Below are 26510 nucleotides of genomic sequence, written 5' to 3' on the forward strand. Positions count from 1 at the left end.
CAGCGGATATTAGTTGGTACGTTTCGAAGCGTACCAGTTGTTTTGATACGCCTTAGATGCAAACAATGCGTTTGCTTTTGCGCGTTCAATAACGGATTCATCGACTTCTAGCGGTTTCATGGTTTGGCTTTCAAAGTCGTACGCCAGGGTCGATACTTTTTCACCAGGAGAAAGCACAACTAGGTTGTCACGCGTTAAATAACCAAAGTTTTTGTCGTATTGCATCATTGCGCGTTCATCTTCGCGAGCCAGTGGTTTCGTTAAATCACGACCAATCATCGGCGTTTTGGCGTCTACGCCAATAAGAGACAACAGCGTAGGCGGCATATCTATGTTGTTTGCGATACGGTCATCTTTACGTGGTTGAATGTCTTTACCAATGATCAATGCAGGAATGTGGAAGTGCTTAACTGGAACCAAGTTAGCGCCAGACACGCGGGCATCGTGGTCTGCAATGACAATGAAAATAGTATCATCCCAGTAGGATGAGTTTTTCGCCTTTTCAAAGAACGTACCCAAAGCGTAATCTGAATATTTCACAGCGTTGTTACGCGTCATGTGTTCGGAATCGTATGGCTCAATTTTACCTTTCGGATACTCATAAGGACTGTGATTGCTTGACGTAAAAACTAAGCTGAAAAAAGGTTTGTCGCTTTTTGAAAGACGTTCAAACTCTTCGTCTGCTTTGTTGTATAAGTCTTCATCACTGACCCCCCAAGAGCCAACAAAGCTTGGGTTATTGTAATCATCTTCTTCGACGATTTGATCAAAACCATTACCGAAGAAGAAGGTTTTCATGTTATCGAAGTTTGCTTCACCGCCATAAATAAATTGCGTGTGATAGCCTTGTGCTTTGAGTAAGTCTGCGATGGTAAAGAAGCCTGTTTGGCTTTTGCTTAGTTTCACCACTGCGCGAGAAGGGGATGGAGGAAAACCCGTGGTTACAGCTTCGATACCACGAACAGAACGAGTCCCCGTTGCGTACATTTGCGTGAACTGCCAACCTTCAGCCATGAGTTCATCTAGGTTTGGCGTAAGAGGCAGACCACCCAAAGAACCCACAAATTGCGCTCCTAAGCTCTCTTGTAGCAAGATCACTAAGTTCTTACGTTTACCATGGTAAGTCGCGGGGTTACTGTTCATGGTTGGAAGCAATGTTGGATCAAAGTCGGACTTTTTTGACGAAGCGCGAACTAGCTCCAGCATCTTTTGATTATCCATCTTGCCGTAGAACTGCTCTGCGCTTTTTTCTGACTTCATGCTGTTGACAGCAAACAGCAGTGAGTAAGATGAGTTTAATGCTAAGTCGTTAAGCAGTGGATCGTTAGAAAATGCCACCATGGCAGGGTTTAGTGGGCGGTGGCCTAAAGACGAGCGTGCGCCTGCAACACCAAGAAGTACAACAAAAATGGCTAATAGTGGGCGCCACTTCCATTTGATCTGCTGTGCATTGTCGGTCAGTTTTTTGCTCCACTTCCAACCCAAAACTAGAGTTAATGCCGTGCCTAACGCGCCAATAAACAGCTCTAGCTTATAGCCAGTCCAAAGCATGCTCATGACCTCTTTCGGATAGATAAGGTATTCCACAAACAGACGGTTTGGGCGTAGGTCATATTCCTGAATGAATGGTGCCGTTGCCAGTTCCATATATACGAGAATCCAAAGCCCTAAAACCATCCATATGCGCAATATCCATTTCCAGCATTGCCCAATCTTGCCGTTTAATGGCATTAGGGCAGAAAGCAGTGCAGGGAGAATGAACAACCAGCACAGTGTTGCAATGTCTACGCGTAAGCCTTGGCCTAGGATATAAATTAAGTCGTTGAAAGAGTCAATTCGATCAAGCTGCCAAAAGGCGAGCAAAACGCGTGAGATAGACAAAAATATAAGTGAAAACAAAGAAAAAGCAGCAATTGGCTGCAAAGGCCCCCACACAGAGCCCTTAGATAAGTTTTTCATATTTATTCGAATAGTTTAATTGTTATGTTGTGTTGTTTTTAACAAAGCAAGCGTGAAATAAACGTGAATTATAATGTGGGTTTATGGTCGAGTAGTGTAAGTGTTGGTATGTCTATGTAAGAGTGGGGGACGTCTCATGCTTGGTGCGAAACAAGGCGATAGAAGTGTGCTCCATATCGCCTTTTTAGTCGTCTTTTTTCGCTAGTACTTTGGGAATGCGACGACAAACGTGTTCTTGCCGTTTTCTCTCGGAATCAGCTCTATCGTTGCGCTGTGTAGCGTGGCGATATCTTTGCAAATAGACATGCCCAACCCCGCACCATCGCCTTTTTCTGAGTGACCTCGGTAGAATTGTTCAAAGATCCTTTCTCGCGTTTCTTGTGGAATCTCTGGGCCAGTGTCGGAAATTAAGACTTTGATTGTATTATTGTTCTCTGTGACGCTTACTTGGATATCACTGTGCTCGCCGGAGTAACGAATCGCATTATCGACGAGGTTACGAAATAACACCTCTAACAACATTCGATCACCGGATATAGCGATGTTGGAAGATGATAAACTGATGTCTTGCTTATGCTTCAATGCTAACGGTGCCAAATCAGCAACAACGGTTTGCAACAAAGGGGTTAGCTTAACGGTGTCGAATACACGTTCTGATAAGCTATCTACTTTAGCTAAAGTCAGTAGCTGATGGATAAGGCGGTCAGTGCGTTCAATGCCTTGTAGAATGTTGTATAAATCTCCTCTTAGTTGCTCCGGATCATTACTTTCAAGTGCATTTTCTACGTTAAGACGAAGGATTGTTAGTGGGGTTTTTAGTTCATGCGCTGCAGCACGTGTAAAGCGTTTCTCTCTTTGCCAGGCTAACTCTAGTTCAGAGAGGAGAGAGTTGAGTGAATCGACAAGTGGTGCGAGTTCAACGGTGTTGTCTTTTACATGAATGCGATCTAATCGGTGTACGTTTCTTTGTGTGATGGCGGTGCGCAGGTCGTTAATCGGTCGGAAATGTTTATCGATCAACCAAAACAGCAAAAGCAACAAAGTTGGTAGTATCAGCAATTGTTCTATTGATGTGGATAGGGCAATTTCGTGAATGATCTCTTTACGTATCTTGTATTTTTCTGCAACCACGACGTATTCATTATCATGTTTTGTTTGTGGCAGTGAAATCTGAAATGTACGCCATTGTGTACCGTCTTTTACGATATCAGCGTAGCCGTTATTATCAAAGGACGTAGAGAGTGCGTGCAAGCCTTGATCAGAGCTCCAGATCAGTGTGTTGTCTCGATAGAATTGAAAAACCAAGTTTTGTTCATAAGGGTGGCCGAATTTTGTGACATTGTCGTCGTCAGACTTTGACATTGACTCAATGTTTTCCATCCACTCATTAAATAATTCTCGATGGTTAGCGAGAGTCCTCTCTTCCGTTGAAATTGAGAGCGTCAGCAACATTAATTTTGCGGATTGTCCAAGCCTAGCGTCATAAACTTCTTCGACCTCGTGCTTCGCAGATTGGAAACTGAAATAAAGTGAGATGAGTAAGAGAACACTTACCAACACGCCTACTGATAGAGTTAACTGACGTTTGATCGAGTACGATTTCTTATCTTTCAAGAATGTACCCCACACCGCGAATATTTTTAATGACCACTTTGGGCGCTTTTTTACGCAAATTGTGAATATGAACTTCGATAGCGTTGTCGCTTGAACCTTCATCCCAGCCGTGTAGTGATTGTTGCAATTGCTCCTTACTTTGCACGCGTCCGGCGTTCGTCATCAAACTGGTGAGGATTTTAAATTCATTGCGTGTGAGTTTAAGCGGCGCGTCATCGTAGCGAATGCTTTGTTCCGATAAGGATAAAGATAACTGTCCAACTTGAATGATTTCTTCTGCACTACCGGATTGACGGCGAATCAACACACGCAAGCGAGCGAGCAACTCTTCGAGTGCAAACGGTTTTCCGAGGTAATCATCTGCGCCGCCATCAAGGCCTTGAACGCGATCGCGAATGTCGTCTCGTGCGGTAAGTATCATCACTGGGAGCTTAAATCCGCCTTTGCGAATATTACGCAGAACTTCCAATCCATCGATATCGGGGAGAGTGAGATCCAATATTACGGCGGTGAACGCTTCTGTTTTGAGTGCGCTAGTCACGCCAGAGCCTTTTTCCACCCAATCCACGGTGTACCCATGGCGACTTAATGAAGTCACCATGGATTGACCGAGTAGTTTGTCATCTTCTACGAGTAATAAGCGCATGGATTATTTCAAACTCCCAAGAGTCGCTTCAATTTCCAGTTTTCGACCTTTATCAGCCAAAGGTCGGTCAGGGCGAGGTGACGCCTGCATTGCGCGAGTCAAATACACTTTCGCTTCTTTGTCTCGACCCTCTTCTGCAAGGAAGTCTCCATAAAAATAGTTCGGATCGATGCCTTTTGGATTGATCTCTAACGCCTTTTTCAACATTTCTTCGGCTTTATCGTCATCACCAAAGCCAATTGGCCACCCCGGAACTTTGTAATACAGAGAACCTAAACTGGTGTATGCAGATCCATCAAGTGCTTGCGGTGAAGTTGCGATTACCCCTTCGAGTAAAGATTTGGCTTCTTTGGCGAGTGATAGTGCACCCAAGCCACCTTGAGCACCAGCCAGCGATGCTTTATTGATTGCCAGCCAAACAGTGAGTTCGGGATTGCCCGGTTCTCTGTCGAGATAAATACTGGTTTTGGCAATCGCGCGATGGAAGCATTGTTCCTTTTCGTCTCCATCGGGCGTGTTGTACTGACATTCCGCCCATTTCTTTTGAACTTGTTGCAGTGGAGTATTACCTGCCAACGCAGCGGTCGAAGCTAACGTTGAACAAACCGTCAAAGCGCAAAGTAGTTGTTTGGTCTTCATCGTCTATGTCCTCTTCAGTGACTGACTCGGTTTACGTATTGATGAATGGTTTCTTGCTGCTTACGAATCGCAGAAGAAACCACGCTTGGAAGCAGTTGATTGATGCGCGCAAAAAGCTTTTCTGGCCAACCAATCCATTTCGCGGAAATTTCTTTTTCCAACATGGTGACAACGTGATCGGCTACAACTTGCGGCGAGTCCGTTTTGTTACCCAGTTGTCGATTCATTTCATTGACGGCATCACTATTGAGTGAGGTTTCTGTCGCCCTTGGTGCCAAATACAGCGCACGGATTCCGGTTGCGAACAGCTCTCTGTCGAGCGATTCGGTAAAACGGTGCAACCCCGCTTTTGCCGCGCAATAGGAGGTATAGCCTGGGTAGCCAATTGAGCCGAATGTGGAACCTATATTGAGAATCACCCCAGGCTGTTTTAACCACGTTAACGCCGATTGGCACAGCAGCATTGGCGCAACGAGATTGAGTTGGATTTCGTCTGCAATCTGCGTTGGTCGTTTGTGGCTTAACAACGAGAAATCGTTGCTGCCCGCATTGTTAATCAGTGCGTCCACTTTTTGATGTTGGCGCGCTCGATCTTTAATCATAGTTAATCCTTCTGATGAGGTGATGTCTGCAACGACTAGGTTATGGCATTCTGGATTCGACAGTTCACGCTGTAGTGTTTGCAAGCTCTCTTCGTTTCGCCCAACAAGAATGAGGCTGGCACCGCGTTTTGCTAACTCTTGCGCGATGGCTTGCCCAATTCCGCCCGTTGCGCCTGTCAGGAGAATGGTGCTGTTGTCAATGATCATGCTTCACCTCACGCCGCTTGTTGGGTTGAGAAAGAAGGCAAAGAACGCAGCATTTGTCCGTACAATGCGAACACCATTTTTGCGGAGTCGATGATGACTTGTTGATCGTCCACTTTGGTGATTTTGTTCATCAGTGATTCAAAAAATTGCAGATGATCTTGGTCTAACACGCTGTGTGAAACTAGGTAAGTCATTGCGGAAGGCGGTAGGCTTAGCGTTGACTGGATTTTTTCAGCCATTTGGCCACCAATACCGACGCTAGTGCCTTCTAATACCCACACCATGCCAAACAGCGCGAGTGGGTTGTGGCGGTCAATGTTGTGGTAAAGGTAGGAAACCATTAATTCAATCGGCGCACCGACGTGACCTACATCTTTGTTATTGCGCACCGCTTCGGCATCGCCGCCGCACGCTTTGATGTCATTTAAAATCCATTCTTGATGGCCTTTCTCTTCCTCGATGTATTCGGCAATGGCGTCTCGTACCCATTCGTATTCGCCAGATAGTCGGCCCCCACACGCCATCAGCAAGGGAACGGTGTGCTTAACGTGATGGTAAGCTTGGGTTAGAAAGGCGATATACATACCTTTGGAAATGTTGCCTTGTTGAACGTCTGCGATGACTGGCGCAGTTAATATTGCTTGTTGAGCAGCTGCAGTGCTTTGTTTGAGTTGTTCGAAAAATAAAGTCATAACCTTCTCCTTAAGAAGCCGTTAACTAAGATGCAGTTTGGAAAGACGTAATGTGTTGCTGAAAGGGCCAATCGATGCGTTGGATCTTTTGCGCTTGCAGCGTTAATTCAGGCGTTGTGCACGCTAATAACTGAGCCACATCATGTTCGATTTGATTTCGTTTGAGCTTGCCGTTATCCGTGTACCAACCAGAGATGGCTCGTGGGTTGTCCAGCAGCAATAAGGTTCGGATTTGAGCGTAATCGGGTAGGGTTCGGTTTAATGCATGAACCTTTGCTTCGACGTCTTCGCTATTGGCAATGACAGCGCATAATGTTTGTTGGTTATCGCCCGTAACGATCAGTGGCGTCATCGGCAAATACGCCAACGCTTCTGATTCAATCCATTCCGGTGAGACATTTCTTCCATACGCGGTGACGATAAGGTTCTTCTTACGCCCCGAGAGAGTGACAAAGCCTTGCGCATCAATTTGGGCTAAGTCGCCAGTTGCCAACCATTCTTGAGTAAACGGCTCATTCAAATAGCCAAGAGCAACGTTGCCTTTGACGAGCAGTTCACCATCTTCCGCGATACGAATTTGAGTGTGCGGAAGAGGTTTGCCACACGTTCCTGCTTTAAATGCGGCTGGTGTATTCAAACAAACGACGGAGCCACATTCAGACAAGCCATAACCTTCAAATGCAGGGATGTTCAGCGCATGCGCGGTGTTAATCAGTTGTGGCGATACTCTTGCACCGCCAACGGCGACAAATTTTAGAGAATCCACAAGAGAGGGCTGCTGTTTCGCGATGTGAATGAGCGCAAGCAATAAAGCCGGTGTTAGCACTAAACTTTCTGGTTTGATGGTCGCTAATGCTTGTGCAAACAAACGCGGTTCGAATTGGCTTGAACCGAGTAGGCCGGTTTGCTCTCCGGGTAAAATATATGACGTCACGCCCAACATGAGTGGTACATAAACACCGGTTATGTTTTCGAGAAGCGTCGATAACGGAAGCAGCACTAAGTGCGAGTGCGCCGTGCCGTTTACTGCGTCGGCGAGCGATTTCGCCACTAAACACAAATGATCATTGCTTAAACACACGCCTTTAGGCTGACCAGTCGAGCCCGACGTAAATGTGATTTTTCCGGTTTCTGGTAGATAAGCTACCTGTGTATCTTCATCTCCCAACTGGTTACGACGCAGCAAAGGCAAATTTGCAATGGAAAACGGATGGTCTTGCTGGTTAAAGTTTTGCTTAGGATGAGAAGCCAACCATGCTTGCCAATCGCCGACTAAAGCATCGACGTCTGATTGTTCTAACGTATGTTCAACTTGTGCATCAGAGAAAAAAGTCGGAATAGGCACGACGACTATGTCTGCCGCCATCGCCGACAAATCAACAATGGCCCAATCGATGCTGTTTTCTGCGCGTAGCGCGAGTGCTTTGATGTTCTGTGCAATAAGCTCGGCGGCAACGAGTTCGATCTTGTTTAACAATTCAGAGTAAGTCAGTTCAACCGTTTGATTCGCTTCGTAGCCGACAAGTGCTACTCGATCTGGTGTCGTTTTTGCCCATTTTGTAATGGCATCGAGGAGAATATTCATACATCACCTATATTCTGCGTTGTGTTTAACCAAGTTGTTGTGGTTGTGTTTGCGTTTTTAACGACGTTTACTTTTCTATCTAGGCTTGCTTGCGTTTTCTTTCTTGGACTAATCGAAGACGTTCGAGTCCTTTTTGCAAATTGCCTGCTAACACACGCGGTTGATGTTCGTAGTACGAACCCCAAGTGGACTTGGCATAGGGGACTTTATTTTGATCGGCCTGCGCGATGATATGAGGCTCCAATCCTAGACGCGCCATCATTGCGTGAAGTGGGTCTGTCGCGGTGAAGATGCACCATTCAAAACCGAGATTGACCAGCATTTCTGCGATCAGGTAGAAGTGCAGAGATGACATGCCCTTAGCGAAAGATGCCAAGTGACCAAACTCCACTAAGTTCGAACGTTTTACGTCGCAGTTAAATACGTTAGAAACCAGCTTTTGGGCGTCGTCTTCTAAATACTGTTCAAGGAACAAAGGTTCATCTTCGGCGATGCGAAAGCCGCATACGGAAATAATTTGACCGCCGTCAATGAGGGTTAAATACGCCGGCATAAACTGTTTGAGCTCGGCAAAGAATGCTTCTTGATAACGCTGAGAAACATGCTCGATAACTTGGCTCCAAAGCGGATGCATTGGATAGACGATGTCTAAAGTAAAGCCATCTGCAGAAATTTGTGCATGGTGTTTCATGAGCGCTTCCTTTGTTTGATTGGATATCAACAAAATAAAACGCGAAACTTAAGAAACTCTTAAGGAATGAAATTAAATAGAAACTTTAAGAAAATACTTGGGAGCAGGGCTCAATATTGTTGTAACCCTTTTTACTACGGTGAATAAAATTAGAGCCAACCGATGTGATCGGTTGGCTCTAAAGTTAGGTGTCACGTATTTTAATGGTCGTGTCGGTTACATGGCTGCTTTTTTAGCTTCGTCTACCCATGCGTCGAACTTCTTCTGGTTCGCTTTGATCCAGCCATTTACATGAGACTCGATGTCTGCTGAGCTGTTCTTACCTTGGCTCATCATCATATTCTGCGCACTAACATCATTGATGTTTAGCTTGATGATTTCAAACAGCTTCTCTGCTGCTGGGTTCTTTTCAGTAAACTCTTTGTTCGCAACGATGCGCATAGAGTTCATCTCAAAGCCGTAGTTCTTACCGTTCTCTAGTGTTGTGTCGATGTCCTTACGCTCACCAGGAAGTGAAGAGAATGGCACTTCTAACCAAACAACATTTTTACCCGGAACTAAGACGCCGCTTACCCAGTAAGGTGTCCAAGTGTAGTAAAGAATCGGATCGCCTTTTTTGTAACGAGAAATCGTGTCAGCGATAATCGCAGCGTAGTTACCTTGGTTGTGCGTTACTGTGTCACGAAGCTTGAATGCATCCAACTGATGCTCAACGACCATTTCACAACCCCAACCTGGGTTACAACCTGTTAAGTCCGCTTTACCGTCACCGTTGGCATCGAAAAGCTTGGCCAGTTTTGGATCTTTTAATTGACCAATATTTGTGATGCCATATTTTTCAGCGGTTTTTTTATCGATCAAGTAGCCTTGCGCAGCACCACTTACATATTGACCTTTGCGGAAAAACTTATCATCACCGCCAGACATTGTGTACTTATCGGCGTGAAGAGGGAACCAACCTACTGCTAAGAAAGTGGCGTCGCCTTTAGCAATAGAGGTATAGCCTACGTTGTAATCCACTTCTTTAGTTGGTTTTACATCGTAACCAAGCTCTTCAAGTGCACGGTTTACGATCAATGTTTGAAACGTTTCCTCTGCAACGGTTGATTGAACTGGCTGAACAGTCACACCTTCACCCGGTAGTTCGCTTGCCACACCATAAGTTGAAAATGCGATAGTACTTAGAGCTCCAACAGAGAGCGCTTTCTTCCATGAATTATTCATTGATGTTTCTCCTAAGTTTTAGATCGTCTTGGTTCGTCTTTGTTTTCAGTTTTAATAGGTATGAAACAGGACCTGTGTGATACCAGCGAAGCTTGGTGTTACCCGCATTAACCCCTAATACTTGGGTAATACGGTCTAATAAAATGGCAAGAATTACGATGCCTAAGCCACCGACAGCAGCAAGACCCATATCAAGTCGGCCGATACCACGAAGTACCATTTGGCCCAAGCCGCCAACCGCAATCATTGAAGCGATCACTACCATAGAAAGTGAAAGCATCAAGGTTTGGTTTACCCCTGCCATAATCGTTGGTAACGCCAATGGCAATTGGATGCGGTAAAGCATCTGTTTTTTGTTTGCCCCGAAAGAGTGGCCCGCTTCGATCAGCTCTTCAGGTACTTGCTGAATCCCTAAAATAGTCAGGCGCACAACGGGAGGCAGTGCGAAAATGATGGTTACTACAACGCCAGGAACGTTACCAATACCGAATAGCATAACGATTGGCACTAGATAAACGAACGCGGGGGTCGTTTGCATTGCATCGAGTATTGGTCTAACAAATTTGGCTGCGGTTTGGCTTCTCGCCAACCATATCCCCATCGGTAGCCCGATAAGCAAACAGAAGAAGACGGCGGTTAAAACCAGTGCGAGCGTTGTCATCGCCTGTGACCACGCACCAATTAGGCCGATAAAAACAAGGGATACAAGCGTTGAAAAACCGAGTTTTACATTGGAAAACTGCCACGCCAGCAAAAATAAAATGAGCACCATGATGGGCGCAGGTGTGGACACCAAAGCAGTTTCAAACGAGGTAAGAATAAAGTCGATTGGAACTCGAATTGCTTGGAAAACAGGGCGACCATGTTCCACCAACCAGTTCAATCCCGATTCTACCCAGCTATCAAGTGGTAGAACCGCATCTTGGAATGGGTTCATAATGTCGAATGGCGCTTGCTCTACAGTTTCTGAGCTTAACCAGTCATTACTTGGGGCAGCGTCAGCACCTACACCTTGTGACCAAGGATCATCTTGTGCAGGAGCGGTATTCGACCAGGGATCATTGTTAGTTTGCTCTGAAGACATCGTGTTAATCCTTATCTAGTGTTTGTAGAAGACGTGATTTAGTCACGACACCAAAGTAAGTACCTTGCTCATCAACGACAGGTACGGCATAAGGAACGCCTGCAACTAGTCCCAAAATGTCATTGATTGACTGCTCTGGCTGAAGAGTGACTTCATCCGTCAATTGAGCACTGGCTAGAGAGCGGTTTTCTTTGTGAGCCAAACGTAGTGAGTCAAGAGACACGATGCCGGAATATCGGCTAGATTTATCGACGACAATGCCGTAATCACGGTCATGATCCATCAGAATCTGCATCGCAGAGCCCGGGCCATCATTTTCCGATTTCTTAAAGACGGCGGCTGGCTTCTTGCGAGCGATATCTTTTGCTGTCAAGACACTTGCGATGTTTACGCCGCGGAAAAATGCTTCAACATAATCATTTGCTGGGCTGTGCAATATTTCATCAGGTGTGCCAACCTGAACAACCTCACCGTTTTGCATGATGGCGATACGATCACCAATACGCATTGCTTCGTCCAAATCATGAGATATGAAGACAATTGTGCGTTTATCATCGTTTTGTAGACGAATAAGCTCATCCTGCATCTCAGAACGGATTAATGGGTCTAAAGCGGAAAACGCCTCGTCCATTAATAGAATGTCTGGGTCACAAGCCAATGCCCTTGCTAAACCCACGCGCTGTTTCATACCACCGGATAACTCGTCAGGGAAAGATTCTGCATAAGGGTCTAAGCCAACTCTTTCCAAGGCGGAAAGGGCACTTTTCTGACGTTCATTAACATCAATGCCAGCAAGTTCTAAACCGAATGCAGCGTTTTCGATCACCGTCATGTGAGGCATAAGTGCGAAACTTTGAAACACCATTGAGATATTGTTGCGACGAACTTCTCGAAGTTCGTCTTCAGAGATATGGGCAATATCTTTCCCTTTGAGATAAACACTGCCTTTCGTTGGCTCAATGAGTCGGTTTAGGAGTCGAACGAGAGTAGATTTTCCCGAACCAGAAAGCCCCATGATTACGAAAATTTCACCTTCGTTAATGGTGAGAGATACATCGTTTACGCCGACTGTTAAACCTGTCTGTTCAAAAATACCGTCCTTATCGATACCTTTTTCGATAAGCGAGAAGGCTCTTTCTGGGTCTTCTCCAAACACTTTATACAGTCCCTTAACTTCCAGTATGGGATCCATGTTATCTGTCCTTTTTTGTGTGTTTATAACTGTTTAACGATTTGTACTCTAATTAATTTTAGTTCAACTTTCAACGAATGGGGTTCGGTTAACTGGGTTTTATGTGCATACAATGAACAATTAAGTAGGTGTGGCTAAATGGTGTTTTTATTAACAAAAATAGATACTTATGGTTAGTCTTGTCTTTGCATAACTTTTCCATGACATTGGTTTGAATTTATTTTGAAGTTTTTAGTACATTTCAACTCAGCCCACCTGCATAGCTATAAGGAGAAATAGATTAGAGGTCTATATTTAAAAACGTTAGAGCTCTAATTTTTAATTGGAGTTTTATTCTGCGAACTGGGTTAGGTGTTGTTATTCTTAGATTTATTCATTGATTGATTTCAATCTTGGTGATATTTATCGCTGTAGTTTAGGCAACGTATGGAATAAAAGATGGAAGCCGAACAGTTAGAAGTGCTCAACTTCATTAGTCAGTACCCACCTTTCGATGATCTACCCGAAGAGCAGTTAAAAAAGATCGCTCTAAATGCCGAGGTTGCATACTTTCGGCAAGGCACAGAGATACTCAATTTTGGAGACACGATCCGCGACTTATATATGGTGAGAAGCGGCGCTGTGGAGATCTACCGACGTAAAGGCGAACTCTATAACAGGATTGACGCTGGTGGACTGTTTGGACAGATGGGGTTGTTAATGAACAACCGTGTGCGTATGCCTGCCAAAGCGATAGAAGACACCTTGGTTTACTGTATTCCGGAGGATATTTTCAACGAGCTTTGTGACGAGTTTGAAAACTTTGCTGACTACATGGAACTGGAAGACAGCGCGCGTTTGCGAAGCGCAATATCCAGCCGCTCAGAAAGCAATGACTTTACCACTGCCAAGGCACGTAAGATCTTAGCGAGAGATCCGGTAACGTTGGAGGCGACGGCATCGATTCAAGAAGCCGCGATACTGATGGCGGAGGAAAATGTCACCTCTTTGCTTATTGTTCGCCCAGCAGAAGAACTCACAGAAGAAGATGATGAACAACTACTTGGAATATTGACTGACCGCGATCTATGCATTCGCGTATTAGCTCAGGGCATTGATACCAATATCCCAGTGAGTGAGGTCATGAGTTATGACGTGGTGTCTCTGGATTACAACGCTTATGTCTTTGAAGCCATGTTAACCATGTTGCGCTACAACGTGCACCATCTCCCAATTTTAAAAGATAAAAAGCCGATAGGAATTATTGGCATGACGGATATTGTCCGTTATGAATCTCAAAACAGCTTGCTGCTCGTTAGCTCTATCTTCCAACAAACCAGCGTTGAAGATCTCAAGCAAGTTTCTGAACAAGTGAAAGACTGCTTTGTACGAATGGTGAATGAAGATGCCAACGCTCATATGATTGGTCGAGCCATGTCGGTAATTGGTAGTAGCTTTAAACAGCGTTTGGCTGAATTAGCAGAGCAAGAACTTGGCCCTGCGCCAATTCCGTATTGTTTGGTCGCTATGGGATCGATGGCCAGGGATGAGCAGTTAATTGTAACGGACCAAGACAACGCCCTTATTCTCGACAACAGTTATGATGTTGAGATGCACGGGGAGTACTTTGAAAAGTTTGCCAAATTTGTTTGTGATGGTTTAGCAGCATGCGGCTATGCTTACTGTACTGGCGACATTATGGCAACCAATCCAGAGTGGCGAAAAACCCGAGCGGAGTGGGAGGAGTGCTTTGGCAACTGGATAGATAACCCAACTCCTGAAAGGTTGTTAAACAGTAATATCTTTTTTGATTTATTAGGTGTTCATGGGCGAGTGAAGTGGGCGGAACAATTAAGCAGCTTTATTGTTAGGCGCGCGAAAAGAAACAACCGCTTCCTTGCATGTATGGCTTACAACGCGATACGTCGTACACCGCCATTGGGCTTCTTCAAAGATTTTGTTATGGAAAAAGATGGTCGTCACCGCAATTCTATTAATTTGAAAAGAAGAGGTACTGCGCCATTGGCAGATTTGATTCGAGTACATTCATTGGCAATTGGTTCCCGTTCGCAAAACTCGTTTGACCGTTTAGACGATATCAATAATGCGGGCATTTTACCTAAAGGTCGAGGAATGGACTTGAGGGATGCAATGGAATTGATCTACATGGTTCGAATTCGTCATCAAGCACTCGATATCGAAAATGGAGATGAACCAGATAACAACATTGAGCCAGAGAACATGTCAGAGTTTGAGCGCCGAAACTTAAAAGCTGCTTTCCAAATCCTTAGTAATGCACAGAACTTCATCAAGTTCCGATACCAGAGAAGTAGCAAGTAATGTGGTTCTCAAAAAAGGCAGCAAAAGATCAGCCGTTGTTGGATACGTCTCGGACGCCAGAGTGGTCAACGTTATTCAAACAGCTCGAGAAAGAAGCAAGAGACGAGAGACTCAAACGTTATTACTCGACACCGATGGTTAATGGGGAAACCCCAGTTGAGGAAGTGCCATTTGTCTCGGTAGATTTTGAAACGACAGGTTTGAATGCGGAAGAGGATGCAATTCTCACGATTGGACTTGTGCCGTTTACCATTGATCGTGTTCAATGTAGTGGCTCTGCGCATTGGGTTGTTAACCCTAATCGTGAGTTAAACGAAGAGTCAGTCGTGATTCATGGCATCACTGATTCTGAAGTCAAAAACGCGCCCCAATTAACCCACATTTTAGGGGAAATATTGGATGCGCTGTCAGGCAAAGTTGTGCTTGTTCATTATAAAAATATCGAAAGGCAGTTTTTTAATAACGCGTTGCTAAATAGCATTGGGGAGGGGATACAGTTTCCCGTTGTCGATACGCTAGACATTGAACACGCGATACAGCGCCGTGAATGCAGTGGCCTATTCAATAAGTTAAAAGGTAAGAAGCCAGGCTCTGTCAGGCTGGGGCATGCTCGTGAAAGGTATCACCTTCCTGCTTATCAACCTCATCATGCTTTGACCGATGCGCTGGCAACTGCTGAACTGTTTCAAGCACAGTTGCAATATCATTTTAATCGAAGCATGCCAATCTCTTCGATTTGGCAATAAGCGTTGTTTATGATGAAGACAATAAAATGCAATGAAAGGTAGGGGGCTTTGCGATTATGATGGCGGACTGAGTAACCGCTTATAAGAACTATGTTTTTTGAACATGTGCTTGGTAGTGATGGGAGGCTTCATCACTCAAACTCCGACGAAAGTAATTTAAATTTGGTCACGTATTTTTAAGGAGATTATCCGTGAGCACCGATAATAACGGTGGCATTCAACGCCCCGATGGAAAGGTAAACGCGATAGACACTGACTATCAAATTGGTCAGGATAACGTCGCGTTAAAAGTAGGCCCGTTTGGCCTTGATATTCATAACCGTGTTTTTGCAATTTCTGGTTTAGCAATCATCCTATTTGTTGTAGTAACACTATTATTTCGAGAACAGGTAGAGCCGTTTTTCGCAGATCTAAGAGCGGGTTTGTTACACCATTTGGATTGGTTCTTTCTCGCATCTGGTAATATTTTTGTCATTGTCTGTGTTGGGTTGATTTTTACACCGCTAGGTCGGGTACGAATCGGCGGTACAGAAGCGACGCCAGATTATTCCTATGCGGGTTGGCTGGCAATGCTCTTTGCAGCAGGTATGGGTATCGGTCTGGTGTTCTTTGGTGTATCAGAACCTATGTCTCATTTTAGTTCTGCTATTGGTGGCGTGAACGTTGAGAACGGTGTTCGTACTGACTGGGCCCCTCTAGGTGGTGCAGAAGGCGATGCAAGTGCTGCATCTGCACTAGGCATGGCGGCGACGATTTACCACTGGGCACTTCATCCGTGGTCAATTTATGCGCTATTGGCTCTTGGTTTGGCGATTTTCTCGTTTAACAAAGGCTTACCACTTACCATGCGATCCATTTTTTACCCACTGTTTGGTGAGCGTGTATGGGGTTGGACTGGTCACATTATCGACATTCTTGCCGTTGTCGCGACAGTTTTTGGTCTGGCAACGTCTCTAGGTTACGGTGCGTCTCAAGCCGCAACGGGTTTGAACTTCCTGTTTGATGTTCCAATGACGAATACTACGCAGGTACTATTGATTATTGGCATCACCGCACTCGCTTTAATCTCAGTCGTTGCGGGACTAGACAAAGGCGTGAAAATCTTATCTGAGATCAACATGGGTCTCGCTGCGCTTTTACTGCTTTTCGTTATTGTTGTCGGCCCGACGATCGCGATTTTAACGGGTTTCTTCGAAAATATAGTGTCATATGTGGCTAATATTCCTGCGCTATCAATGCCATTTGGACGAGAAGACGTAAACTATTCTCAAGGTTGGACAGCATTCTACTGGGCTTGGTGGATTTCTTGGTCACCATTTGTCGGTATGTTCATTGCGCGTGTATCTCGTGGTCGTTCCGTTCGTGAGTTCATTATTTGCGTTATCCTTATCCCTTCTTCTGTTTGTGTGTTATGGATGACCGCTTTTGGTGGTAACGCTATAAGCCAATACGTGAGCGATGGTTATGAAGCCGTGTTCAACGCGGAATTACCGTTAAAACTATTTGCCATGTTAGATGTGATGCCGCTAGCTGAAATTACATCTTTCGTCGGTATTATTTTGGTGGTGGTATTCTTCATTACCTCTTCAGACTCTGGTTCACTGGTTATTGATACTATTGCTGCGGGCGGTAAGGTCGATGCGCCAACGCCTCAACGCGTGTTCTGGTGTACGTTTGAAGGCTTAGTTGCGATTGCACTGATGCTTGGTGGTGGCCTAGCGGCAGCTCAAGCAATGGCCGTGACCACAGGCCTACCATTTACGATTGTTCTGCTTGTTGCAACGGTTTCTCTAGTAAAAGGCTTGATGGATGAACCTCGTCCAAAAGCGGCTTCTAAGAAGAAATCGAAATAACCAACATCAGCAGTTAAATATTTGAATAAAGCGGCATGCGAAAGCACGCCGCTTTTTTTTGATTTTTGAATTTTTTGCTGAGAAATGAAGACCATGGAGGACTGTTTTCTCTGTTCGTTTTTTATACTTATTCTTTAAGTGATTTTTTAATAAATTAGACCTCGAACTATTTTAAGATTTGGTTAAACGGCATGCTTTTGTGATACACGTCACAAAAATACCGATAAAAAGGCGGATTATTTGATTTTTAGTCGCGAGGAATGCCCATAATAAAAAGGAAATTTAATTAGACCTCAAAGGATATGTATTTCCACATGATCACATCAGCACCTTGGGTTCTTTATCCAGAGATTGGAGAAGACTCAAGTAAAAAATGGATTTTTCGTGAGCCTAAAATCTCTGATGGTGACGACATTTACAGCTTAATTGCAGACTGTCCTCCATTGGACATGAACTCATCTTATTGCAATTTCCTACAGTCTACGCATTTCAGCAAAACCAGTATTTTGGTTGAGCAAAAAGGCGAAATCGCAGGTTTCATTTCCGGTTATCAGAAACCAGACGAGCAAGACGTTTTATTTGTCTGGCAAGTTGCAGTCTCACCTCGCTTTAGAGGTCACGGTTTAGCATTCCGCATGTTGAAAGAACTTCTCACCCGAGAGGAATTGGGCGGTGTTAAATCGGTAGAAACTACCATCACGGAAGATAATAAAGCCTCTTGGGCATTGTTCAAAAAGTTAGATGCGATGAACGGCAACTCTGGCCAAGTAAGCACATTTTTGGACGAAGAAGCCCACTTTAAAGGCAAACACGATACAGAATATTTGTATCGCATTCCTCTCAAATAATCCTCAAACAATAGGAATTAAAAACGGTCTCATCATGGATATTTTCAAAAAGCAGGAATCCAACGTACGCTCATATTCAAACAATTTCCCAGTCGTTTTTCGTAAAGCGAAAGGCTGCTGGCTGGAAACAGAACAAGGTGAACGATACTTAGACTTCCTTGCTGGAGCGGGATCTCTAAATTACGGCCATAACAACCCAGTACTTAAGCAAGCACTGCTTGAGTACATTGAGATGGACGGTATTACTCACGGTTTGGATATGCACTCAGAAGCGAAAGCATCGTTTCTTGAAGCGTTGGATACTTACATCCTTAAACCAAGAAACTTGGACTACAAAGTCCAGTTTACTGGCCCAACTGGTACTAACGCCGTTGAGGCAGCACTTAAGTTAGCGAAAAAAGTAAAAGGTCGCGACAGCGTCGTTGCATTTACCAACGGTTTCCACGGTTGTACAGCTGGCGCACTGGCTGCAACGGGTAACCAGCATCACAGACAAGGTAACGGTTCTAGCTTAAGTAACGTCACTCGTATTCCATTTGAAGGTTACGCTGGCGTTGATGGTCTAGCTCTGTTCGAAACCATGCTGAACGACAACTCTGCAGGTATGGATAAACCAGCCGCTGTACTTCTTGAAACTGTGCAGGGCGAGGGTGGTTTAAATGCTGCTTCAAACGAGTGGTTACAACGTTTGAGCAAAATCTGTAAAGCCAATGACATTCTTGTGATCGTCGATGACATTCAAGCTGGTTGTGGACGCACAGGTACTTTCTTTAGCTTTGAGCCGTCAGGTATTCAACCAGATATCGTGACGCTATCGAAATCGATCGGTGGTTACGGTTTGCCAATGGCCGTCGTTCTACTTAAACCAGAGTTAGACCAGTGGAAGCCAGGTGAGCATAACGGCACGTTCCGTGGTAACAACCATGCATTTATTACCGCGGCGAAAGCTTTAGAAATTTATTGGGCAAATGATGACTTTGAAACACACATCAAGCAGTGTTCAGACAAAGTAAGTGCTGTTATTGATCGCTGTGTTTGTCGCTTCCCACAAATGTTTGTACAGAAAAAAGGTCGCGGCATGATGGTTGGTATTGAGTGTATCAACGGTGATATGGCATCTGAAATCGCGAAAAACTGTTTCGAAAACGGAATGGTAATTGAGACAGCTGGCCCTGACGACGAAGTCGTTAAGTTCTTCTGCCCACTTACGATTAGCGAGTCAGAATTAGACCAAGGACTAAGCATCTTTGAAAGTGCAGTGGAAACCATCGCTGCGAAACATTTCAAACAAGCATCTTAATAAGGATTATTAATTATGATCGTCAGAACACTCGATGAGTGTCGCAACAGTGAGCGACGTGTGGTTTCAGATAACTGGGAAAGTGTCCGTATGTTGTTGAAAGATGACAACATGGGTTTTTCTTTCCACATTACTACGATTTATGAAGGTACTGAAACACACATTCACTATCAAAATCACCTAGAATCGGTTTTTTGTATGAGCGGTGAAGGTGAAATTGAAGTCGTTGGTGGAGAAACTTACCCGATTAAACCGGGTACGTTATACATCCTTGATAAACACGATGAGCACTACTTGAGAGCTTATAAGAATAAAGAAATGGTAATGGCGTGCGTATTCAACCCACCAATTACCGGCGCTGAAGTGCACGATGAAAATGGTGTTTATCCTCTCGTTGACTAAAAGATAGAGGTGGGGTGCTTGTCGCCCCACGATCAACTATCTCTTCTTTTTTCTTTTAAAGTTACCAATCAAAAAAGGCTTATCATGACATTTACCGTAGAAAAAATCGGCGGTACATCAATGACAGCATTTGATGCTGTTCTCGACAACATTATTCTTCGTCCTAAATCGCCATACAATCGTATCTTTGTCGTTTCTGCATACGGCGGTATGACCGACGCGCTACTCGAATGTAAAAAAACCAGTAAGCCAGGTGTTTATCAGCTTATCGCGAAACGTGATGACAAATGGGAAGAAGCGCTAGCATATGTAGAAAGCCGTATGCTGCTCACAAATGAAAATATTTTCGCGGACCCAATGAATCGTATCCGTGCAGATAAATTCATTCGCTCACGTATTGCTGAAGCAAAAAACTGTATTGCGAACATTTTAGAAACGTGTCAGTACGGTCAGTTTTCGCTACGTCAGTATTTGCCTCAAATTCGAGAGTTTCTGTCGTCTATCGGTGAGGCGCACAGTGCTTACAACACGGCACTGAAACTAAAAAATATGGGTATTAACGCTAAGTTCGTTGACCTGTCCGGTTGGGACAATCAAGCGCCAAGAAGCCTTGATGAATCGATCAGTGATGCGTTTGCTGATATCGATGTGTCAAAAGAACTGCCAATCGTTACAGGTTATGCTTACTGTAAGGAAGGCCTAATGCACACTTATGACCGAGGTTATAGTGAGATGACATTTAGCCGAATTGCAGCGATAACAAAAGCGGATTTAGCGGTAATTCACAAAGAATATCACTTGAGCTCTGCAGACCCGCGTGTTGTTGGTCCTGAAAAAGTTTTGCCAATTGGTAGTACAAACTATGACGTAGCAGACCAACTTGCTAACCTTGGCATGGAAGCTATTCACCCAAATGCAGCCGCAGGTTTACGTGAGAGTGGTATTGAGCTACAGATTAAAAATACATTTGAACCTGAACACGAAGGCACTTTGATTTCTTCAAGCTACCGCCCAGAAGAAGACAAAGTCGAAATTATCGCAGGTAAAGAAAAAGTGTTTGCACTGCATTTGTTTGACCAAGCGATGGTGGGAAAAGCCGATAACGTTAGCTACGAATTAATGGAAATTATCTCTGATGCTCGCGTAAGTTTAGTTGGTAAAGAGATGAACGCGAACTCTATTACTTACTATCTAGGTGGCAGTACTGATAGCTTGAACAAAGTATTGTATAAAGCTGAAAAACGCTATCCGAATGCGTCGATTAAAGGCCGTATGGTCGCGCTGATTTCAGCCATCGGTTCTCAAATTGACACCAACAAGACACTGGCGAAAGGTGTACTTTCTTTGATGAACAATGGCGTAACGCCAGTTGCACTTCACTCATCAATGAGAAATGTAAACGTTCAGTTCGTAGTGGGTGATAAAGAATATCAGCGTGCGATTTGTGCGTTGCATGATGAATTCTTTCAGAGCAATAGTTTAACTAAATCGGTTAACGTAGCTTAGTTTATTCACGGTTAAAATACAAAGGAGAGCAGGTTTGCTCTCCTTTTTTGTTTTTCTGTGTTCTCAATATAGGCCCGCTTTGCATGGAGTAAACTACCGAGCTAAGTGTGTCCGTAGAGATACAGATAAGACAGCAGAGCTGCTGGCTCAGTAACGCAATCTAGAGTGATTAATTAGATTACTTAACTTTATTCACTTCCTGTTGAAGCATTTCTAACTGCTGCATCTTTTCTTGCATCTGCAAAGAGTCGTAATTTAAAGAAGCAGGGTTCATAGTTGTACCGCGTTGCATTGGGTATTCAGGTAACGTTTTAAAGAAGTCGCCAACAACGTCTTGAATTGGTACAAACAACCACATGTTGTCTGCCATCCAACGTAGATACATTTGTGACTCGCTAGGACCTTTTTCAAATGGGTCAGCACGTAAGTGAATGATCTTAGGCCAGTTTGGTACAGATCGCACGGCGTCGCTTAGGTTTCCTTCCAGAGTTGCAAAGTGAAGTTTCCAGTCATTCCAGCGTACTGCGTTTAGTTCACCATTTGAGGTGAAGTAGAGCAGAGACTCACGTGGTCCTTTCTCTTCTTTTCCCTCGAAGTATGGCATGAAGTTGTAGCCGTCTATATGGACACGCCAGTCTTTACCATTTGCTTTGTAACCTTCAGCAAGCTTTTCTTTCACGTCAGGAACGCCAGCTGCCGCCAACAATGTTGGCAACCAGTCTTGATGAGCCATCATTTCGTTGATTTTCGTTCCTGGCTTAATGACACCTGGCCAACGCACAAGTTGAGGCACACGCATACCGCCTTCCCAAGTCGTACCTTTCTCACCGTGGAATGGGGTTGCGCCCCCATCAGGCCAAGTCATGGTCTCTGCGCCGTTATCTGTTGTATAAATAACGATGGTGTTGTCAGCAACGCCTAACTCATCGAGTTTGTCGAGCAATACGCCGACTTGATCGTCATGCTCTAACATGCCATCAGCGTAAATGCTAACACCGGATTTACCTCGGTACTTCTCTTGTAATCGGGTCCACACGTGCATGCGCGTAGAGTTATGCCAGATGAAGAAAGGCTTATCTGCTTTAACCGCTTTCTCCATAAACGATAAAGTGCTTTCGAGGAACTCTTCGTCCGCGTGTTCCATGCGTTTACGCGTCATTGGGCCAGTATCTTCAATCTTACCGTCGGCATAAGATTTAATTACACCACGAGGACCATAGTTTTTACGGAACTCTGGGTCTTTAGGGTAATAGTAGGTTTCGGGCTCTTCTTCTGCATTAAGGTGGTACAAGTTACCAAAGAATTCATCAAAACCATGATTGGTAGGTAGGTGCTTATCTTGATCGCCCAAGTGGTTTTTGCCGAACTGAGCTGTCATATAACCTTGGTCTTTTAGTAAGTCAGCAATAGTTGGTGCCCAATCTGGAATCCCATGGTTGGAACCCGGCATACCAATCGTCAGCAAGCCAGTGCGAAATGGTTCTTCGCCAGTAATGAATGCTGCTCGACCGGCAGTACAAGATTGTTGGCCGTAATGGTCTGTAAACAAAGCACCTTCGTTCGCGATACGATCGATGTTAGGGGTTTTGTAACGCATCATACCTTGGTTATATGCGCTGATGTTCCAGTAACCGACATCGTCACCGAAAATTGCAAGTATGTTGGGTTTGTCTGCCGCCATCGCTGCGCTGGACGTTGCTAACAGTCCGACGCCTACTGCGATTTTTCTCAATTGGTTTGCCATAAAAAACTCCAGGTGGTTGAGAGTAACGAGAAGCACAAGTAAACCCTGTGCTTAGGTGCTGCATAAGTTAATGATGTGTATAGAAAAATCCTCTTATACTCTTTATAACCATAAGTTATTGAGGGTATTTAACTATTTGTTTCTAAATAAAAATACTTGTCATTTTGATGATTTGGGGAGGTTTTAAAAATAGAGATGGGTCACTAATGAACACCAGAGCAGGTTGCTGGTGAGACGAATAAAGTTTCAGCAAAAACACCGAGATACTCCCTAATCGGGGGACGAAGAATGGAGCACTCATTTTGAAGGCCTTTCACTTCTAATTATTTGTATAACCAAGGGGTTAGCGACTATATTGATTCAAGTTGCACCATCTAAATACTAAGGATAGTTATGAGTCAGTGGGCAGGTCGGTTTCGGTGTCTATTTCTGGGTATCGTCATGGTGAGTGGTTCGTTTTTTTCCCAGGCATCAGTGATAGAGAGTTCCCAAAATACCACGAAGCTTGGGTTGGAATATGTCGGCACGCAAACGTGCGCGGAATGTCACCAACAAGAGGTGGAGGCTTGGAAGGGCTCTCATCACGATATGGCAATGAAACATGCAAACTCAGAATCTGTTCAAGGTGATTTTGATAACCGCACATTGACGCATGATGGGCAACCCAACCGTTTTTTTAGACAAGGCGAGGAGTATTGGGTCAATATTCAAGGCCCTGATGGTGAATGGCATGATTATAAAATTAGCTACACATTTGGCTGGGAACCGTTACAGCAATATATGGTGGAGTTTGAAGACGGTCGTGTACAGCTCATTCCTTTTGCGTGGGATTCAAGGACGAAATCGGAAGGTGGTCAGCGCTGGTTTCACCTTTATCCAGAGACAACAACGACAGATGAGTTTTACTGGACTAACACTGGGCAAAATTGGAATTTCATGTGTGCAGACTGTCATTCGACCAATTTAAAGAAGAACTATGACGCAATCAAAAATACCTACAATACGTCTTGGTCCGAGATCAATGTTGGTTGTGAAGCGTGTCATGGCCCTGCAAGTGGACACATCGAGTTGGCGAAAAACGTCGCATCTACAGGAGGCTTTTTCGATACAGATAGTCACTATGGTTTTGACCGAAATTTATCTAAAGCGGTAACCGAGTGGGTATTTGAGGAGGGCCATAGAACGTTACAACCAAAAGCAATCGCAGAAACAAATCAAGTTCAGACGTGCGCACAATGTCACAGCCGTCGAACGCAGTTAAATGAGACTGGTGATCACATTCAAGGCTCATTTTTCGATAAATATCGGTTAAGCCTGATCACTCCAGAACTCTACTACCACGATGGCCAAATTTACGATGAAGACTATGTTTACGGTTCATTTCTTCAGTCTGAAATGGCTGAAAAAGGCGTAACATGCACCAATTGCCACGATCCTCATTCGGCAAAACTAAACATCCCAGAAGAGGCGGTATGTTCACAATGTCATATTGCGTCAGAATATACCCCAGAAAACCACACCTTCCATGAAGCGGGATCCAAAGCGTCACAATGTACGACTTGTCACATGCCAGAAACGATTTATATGCAAGTCGATCCTCGTAGAGACCACAGTTGGCACGTACCTAGACCTGACTTGAGCAAACACATCGATACGCCCAATGTATGTACGTCTTGTCATGAGGATAAGAGTAACCAGTGGGCGGATGCGCAGATAGCCGAATGGTTTCCTCACTCTCAATACCGCAATCAACAACACTTTGCTGTCGCGTTTTATGCCGATGCAATTGGGCACAAAGGGGCGGCGAATGCTCTGGCTTACTCTGCTCAGGATTCATCATTAAAAGACATCATACGAGCTTCTGCATTAGAGCGAATGGGCGGCAATACTGACCAAAATACGACTGTTTCGCTCGCAAGGGCCGTTAAAAATGAGAATGAAATGATTCGGCTCGGCGCAGTCGCGGGCTCGTCTGGTTATGAGTTTCATGATCGATGGCGAATTTTAGAACCACTGCTGGATGATCCCGTACTTTCAGTGAGGGCGGAGGCGGCTTCGGTATTAGTGACCAGCTATGCGCAAATGACGCCGTTACAAAAAGATAGGATTCAACCATCGCTTGAAGAGTACATGGACATTCAAAAGTTTAACGCCGATCGTGGTTTTGGTAGAACCAATTTGGCAAATGTATACCGCAGCTTAGGCGAAATCGATAAGGCAATTGCGTTATACCAAGAAGCGATAAGTATCGAGCCTTATTTCGAAAATAGTTACGTGAATTTATCGGACCTGTATCGACGCCTTGGGAAAGAAAAAGCTGCGCTCTGGGTGTTACAACAAGGGATGAAAGCTCAGCCTAAATCCAGCTCATTACCTTACAGTGCCGGTCTTTCTTTGTTACGCCAAGGCAAGGAAGATGAGGCCAAAGCTCTACTTAAACATGCCGCAGAATTAGGAAAGACTAACGCTCACTACTGGTATGTTTATGGTCTAGCTTTGGAAAAAAGTGACGTTCTGGAAGCCAGTAAGGCATTGCAGACTGCGTTTAAAGTCGGTGGGAACCCTCAACATTTATATGCTCAATGCGAAGTTCTAGCGAGAAATCATAAAAAAGGCGTTGTCGCTTTTGCTTTCGATAGGTGTCTAAAAGAGCTGAGTAATTATGCTCCTAAGCAGGCTATTGATCAGCTGAAAGCATCTATTGCGAATCTGTAGAGATTAAACACCAATAGTAAAAAGTGGAGCCTTTATCGCGCCACTTTCTCTACTTAGTTTAGTATACGTCTTTCGCTAGTCTAAGGCCCATGTCAGACATAATGACGGATTGGCTGGCAAAATCGCGGCGATAGTTTTCAGATTCGTCTGCGTCATAAGCAAAGCTGCCGCCACGTACAGACTTGTGTGCAAGGCTTTCTTTTTCCTCTTTTGCGTTTACCGGATTATCACTGGGCGCTGTTTTGTAATAACCTTCGTCAAAAGCATCAATCACAAACTCGCCTACGTTACCTGTCATATCGTACAACCCGAGCTCGTTTGGTTGCTTTTGACCTACCTTATGAGCCTTATTGTGCGAGTTATTCGCATACCAACCCACATCGTCAATATTGTTTGATCCAGAAAAAGTGAAGCCTTTGCTTAAAATTCCGCCTTTAGCGGCAAACTCCCATTCAGCTTCTGTTGGTAGACGGTAATGCTCTCCCGTTTTTTCATTCAATTTCTTAATGAAATAATTGGCTTGTTGCCAACTAATATTATTGACGGGTGTATTTGGATCTCGAAAGTAGCTTAGAGAGGAGCCAGTGACAACTTCAAAGAGCGATTGAGTTACCTCGAATTTTGACAAATAGAATCCATCAACGTTAACAGTGCGAGCTGGGCCCTCTGACTTTTTGGCTGATGGATTATCTGCGCCCATCGTAAACTGCCCACCTTCGACAAGAACCATATCTTGATCGATTTTCTGAGCGAGAGAGTTTGGTGGGGTTGTTGCACACCCATTAATTATCAGCGTGACCGATATGGCTGAGACAAGGGAAATAATCTTACTTTTGGGATGCTTCATTCGGCAACTCCGTCAACGACTTTGATCAAAAAGTCTAGCAAGCAAAACCATAACAAACGGTTATACACACTATAACAAGCGCCGAGAATAATTGA

21 protein-coding genes are annotated in these 26510 nt (G+C 44.4%); 8 read left to right on the forward strand and 13 right to left on the reverse strand.

Annotated features, from left to right (window positions below; genetic code table 11):
• Positions 1-9: 9 nt before the first annotated feature.
• The 11 genes from LIX84_RS14855 to proV form a co-directional block, all read right to left on the reverse strand.
• The gene (locus tag LIX84_RS14855; RefSeq protein WP_226421621.1) at positions 10-1959 is read right to left on the reverse strand and encodes an LTA synthase family protein; all 1950 of its coding nucleotides are present in this window, start codon (positions 1957-1959) and stop codon (positions 10-12) included.
• A gap of 201 nt (positions 1960-2160) precedes the next feature.
• Positions 2161-3573 carry a sensor histidine kinase gene (locus tag LIX84_RS14860; RefSeq protein WP_226421622.1) on the reverse strand — a complete coding sequence of 471 codons (1413 nt, stop codon included), beginning with the start codon at positions 3571-3573 and terminating at the stop codon, positions 2161-2163.
• Positions 3563-4219: a response regulator gene (locus tag LIX84_RS14865; protein ID WP_005393404.1), complete on the reverse strand. Its 657-nt coding sequence runs from the start codon at positions 4217-4219 to the stop codon at positions 3563-3565. Before LIX84_RS14865 ends, LIX84_RS14860 begins: the two co-directional genes overlap by 11 nt.
• A 3-nt stretch (positions 4220-4222) precedes the next feature.
• On the reverse strand, positions 4223-4858 hold the full coding sequence (locus tag LIX84_RS14870) for a tetratricopeptide repeat protein (protein WP_226421623.1): 636 nt from the start codon (positions 4856-4858) through the stop codon (positions 4223-4225).
• Between the two features lie 14 nt (positions 4859-4872).
• Positions 4873-5667 (reverse strand): SDR family oxidoreductase, encoded by a 795-nt coding sequence (locus LIX84_RS14875; protein ID WP_226421624.1) that lies wholly within the window; start codon positions 5665-5667, stop codon positions 4873-4875.
• An 8-nt stretch (positions 5668-5675) separates the two neighbouring features.
• Complete coding sequence (locus tag LIX84_RS14880; RefSeq protein ID WP_226421625.1) at positions 5676-6359, reverse strand: TenA family transcriptional regulator; 684 nt, start codon at positions 6357-6359, stop codon at positions 5676-5678.
• Between the two features lie 25 nt (positions 6360-6384).
• Positions 6385-7944 carry an AMP-binding protein gene (locus tag LIX84_RS14885; RefSeq protein ID WP_226421626.1) on the reverse strand — a complete coding sequence of 520 codons (1560 nt, stop codon included), beginning with the start codon at positions 7942-7944 and terminating at the stop codon, positions 6385-6387.
• Positions 7945-8023: 79 nt separating this feature from the next.
• The gene (locus tag LIX84_RS14890) at positions 8024-8635 is read right to left on the reverse strand and encodes a thermostable hemolysin (protein WP_124008934.1); all 612 of its coding nucleotides are present in this window, start codon (positions 8633-8635) and stop codon (positions 8024-8026) included.
• 216 nt (positions 8636-8851) lie between these two features.
• Complete coding sequence (proX, locus tag LIX84_RS14895) at positions 8852-9859, reverse strand: glycine betaine/L-proline ABC transporter substrate-binding protein ProX (RefSeq protein ID WP_226421627.1); 1008 nt, start codon at positions 9857-9859, stop codon at positions 8852-8854.
• The gene (gene proW, locus LIX84_RS14900) at positions 9852-10943 is read right to left on the reverse strand and encodes a glycine betaine/L-proline ABC transporter permease ProW (protein WP_005393390.1); all 1092 of its coding nucleotides are present in this window, start codon (positions 10941-10943) and stop codon (positions 9852-9854) included. Before proW ends, proX begins: the two co-directional genes overlap by 8 nt.
• Before the next feature lie 4 nt (positions 10944-10947).
• Positions 10948-12135, reverse strand: coding sequence for a glycine betaine/L-proline ABC transporter ATP-binding protein ProV (gene proV, locus LIX84_RS14905; RefSeq protein ID WP_005393388.1), 1188 nt, complete (start codon positions 12133-12135; stop codon positions 10948-10950).
• A gap of 438 nt (positions 12136-12573) precedes the next feature.
• Here proV and LIX84_RS14910 point away from each other — a divergent pair, with 438 nt between their 5' ends.
• The 7 genes from LIX84_RS14910 to LIX84_RS14940 all read left to right on the forward strand — a co-directional run bounded on the left by LIX84_RS14910 (position 12574) and on the right by LIX84_RS14940 (position 21109).
• Positions 12574-14454 carry a DUF294 nucleotidyltransferase-like domain-containing protein gene (locus LIX84_RS14910; protein WP_226421628.1) on the forward strand — a complete coding sequence of 627 codons (1881 nt, stop codon included), beginning with the start codon at positions 12574-12576 and terminating at the stop codon, positions 14452-14454.
• A complete protein-coding gene (locus LIX84_RS14915) occupies positions 14454-15200 on the forward strand; it encodes a 3'-5' exonuclease (protein ID WP_226421629.1) in 747 nt (248 codons plus the stop codon). The genes LIX84_RS14910 and LIX84_RS14915 overlap by 1 nt, the downstream gene beginning before the upstream one ends.
• Before the next feature lie 191 nt (positions 15201-15391).
• Entirely contained in the window at positions 15392-17053 is a 1662-nt protein-coding gene (locus tag LIX84_RS14920; RefSeq protein ID WP_006741592.1) for a BCCT family transporter, read from the forward strand.
• A gap of 314 nt (positions 17054-17367) precedes the next feature.
• A complete protein-coding gene (gene ectA, locus LIX84_RS14925) occupies positions 17368-17901 on the forward strand; it encodes a diaminobutyrate acetyltransferase (protein WP_005393379.1) in 534 nt (177 codons plus the stop codon).
• A 34-nt stretch (positions 17902-17935) separates the two neighbouring features.
• Positions 17936-19201, forward strand: a complete 1266-nt coding sequence (ectB, locus tag LIX84_RS14930) for a diaminobutyrate--2-oxoglutarate transaminase (protein WP_048626335.1) — start codon at positions 17936-17938, stop codon at positions 19199-19201.
• A 15-nt stretch (positions 19202-19216) separates the two neighbouring features.
• The gene (locus LIX84_RS14935; protein ID WP_005393369.1) at positions 19217-19603 is read left to right on the forward strand and encodes an ectoine synthase; all 387 of its coding nucleotides are present in this window, start codon (positions 19217-19219) and stop codon (positions 19601-19603) included.
• Between the two features lie 84 nt (positions 19604-19687).
• The gene (locus LIX84_RS14940; protein ID WP_005393366.1) at positions 19688-21109 is read left to right on the forward strand and encodes an aspartate kinase; all 1422 of its coding nucleotides are present in this window, start codon (positions 19688-19690) and stop codon (positions 21107-21109) included.
• Between the two features lie 178 nt (positions 21110-21287).
• Here the strand turns inward: LIX84_RS14940 and LIX84_RS14945 are convergent, their stop codons facing one another.
• Positions 21288-22853 (reverse strand): arylsulfatase, encoded by a 1566-nt coding sequence (locus tag LIX84_RS14945; protein WP_226421630.1) that lies wholly within the window; start codon positions 22851-22853, stop codon positions 21288-21290.
• Between the two features lie 393 nt (positions 22854-23246).
• Between LIX84_RS14945 and LIX84_RS14950 the strand changes: the two genes are divergently transcribed.
• Positions 23247-25568, forward strand: coding sequence for a multiheme c-type cytochrome (locus LIX84_RS14950; protein WP_226421631.1), 2322 nt, complete (start codon positions 23247-23249; stop codon positions 25566-25568).
• Between the two features lie 58 nt (positions 25569-25626).
• On the opposite strand, the gene LIX84_RS14955 is transcribed toward LIX84_RS14950, so the two are convergent.
• Positions 25627-26415, reverse strand: coding sequence for a formylglycine-generating enzyme family protein (locus tag LIX84_RS14955; RefSeq protein WP_226421632.1), 789 nt, complete (start codon positions 26413-26415; stop codon positions 25627-25629).
• Positions 26416-26510 lie beyond the last annotated feature (95 nt).

The sequence above is a fragment of the Vibrio sp. E14 genome (assembly GCF_020515785.1).
In the GTDB taxonomy this organism is placed as follows: domain Bacteria; phylum Pseudomonadota; class Gammaproteobacteria; order Enterobacterales; family Vibrionaceae; genus Vibrio; species Vibrio diabolicus.

Coding starts and splice junctions, on each gene's coding strand:
- LIX84_RS14855 (WP_226421621.1), bottom strand. CDS start 1,959: ATGAAAAACTTATCTAAGGGCTCTGTGTGGGGGCCTTTGCAGCCAATT.
- LIX84_RS14865 (WP_005393404.1), bottom strand. CDS start 4,219: ATGCGCTTATTACTCGTAGAAGATGACAAACTACTCGGTCAATCCATG.
- LIX84_RS14870 (WP_226421623.1), bottom strand. CDS start 4,858: ATGAAGACCAAACAACTACTTTGCGCTTTGACGGTTTGTTCAACGTTA.
- LIX84_RS14875 (WP_226421624.1), bottom strand. CDS start 5,667: ATGATCATTGACAACAGCACCATTCTCCTGACAGGCGCAACGGGCGGA.
- LIX84_RS14880 (WP_226421625.1), bottom strand. CDS start 6,359: ATGACTTTATTTTTCGAACAACTCAAACAAAGCACTGCAGCTGCTCAA.
- LIX84_RS14885 (WP_226421626.1), bottom strand. CDS start 7,944: ATGAATATTCTCCTCGATGCCATTACAAAATGGGCAAAAACGACACCA.
- LIX84_RS14890 (WP_124008934.1), bottom strand. CDS start 8,635: ATGAAACACCATGCACAAATTTCTGCAGATGGCTTTACTTTAGACATC.
- proX (WP_226421627.1), bottom strand. CDS start 9,859: ATGAATAATTCATGGAAGAAAGCGCTCTCTGTTGGAGCTCTAAGTACT.
- proW (WP_005393390.1), bottom strand. CDS start 10,943: ATGTCTTCAGAGCAAACTAACAATGATCCCTGGTCGAATACCGCTCCT.
- proV (WP_005393388.1), bottom strand. CDS start 12,135: ATGGATCCCATACTGGAAGTTAAGGGACTGTATAAAGTGTTTGGAGAA.
- LIX84_RS14910 (WP_226421628.1), top strand. CDS start 12,574: ATGGAAGCCGAACAGTTAGAAGTGCTCAACTTCATTAGTCAGTACCCA.
- LIX84_RS14915 (WP_226421629.1), top strand. CDS start 14,454: ATGTGGTTCTCAAAAAAGGCAGCAAAAGATCAGCCGTTGTTGGATACG.
- ectA (WP_005393379.1), top strand. CDS start 17,368: ATGATCACATCAGCACCTTGGGTTCTTTATCCAGAGATTGGAGAAGAC.
- ectB (WP_048626335.1), top strand. CDS start 17,936: ATGGATATTTTCAAAAAGCAGGAATCCAACGTACGCTCATATTCAAAC.
- LIX84_RS14935 (WP_005393369.1), top strand. CDS start 19,217: ATGATCGTCAGAACACTCGATGAGTGTCGCAACAGTGAGCGACGTGTG.
- LIX84_RS14940 (WP_005393366.1), top strand. CDS start 19,688: ATGACATTTACCGTAGAAAAAATCGGCGGTACATCAATGACAGCATTT.
- LIX84_RS14945 (WP_226421630.1), bottom strand. CDS start 22,853: ATGGCAAACCAATTGAGAAAAATCGCAGTAGGCGTCGGACTGTTAGCA.
- LIX84_RS14950 (WP_226421631.1), top strand. CDS start 23,247: ATGAGTCAGTGGGCAGGTCGGTTTCGGTGTCTATTTCTGGGTATCGTC.
- LIX84_RS14955 (WP_226421632.1), bottom strand. CDS start 26,415: ATGAAGCATCCCAAAAGTAAGATTATTTCCCTTGTCTCAGCCATATCG.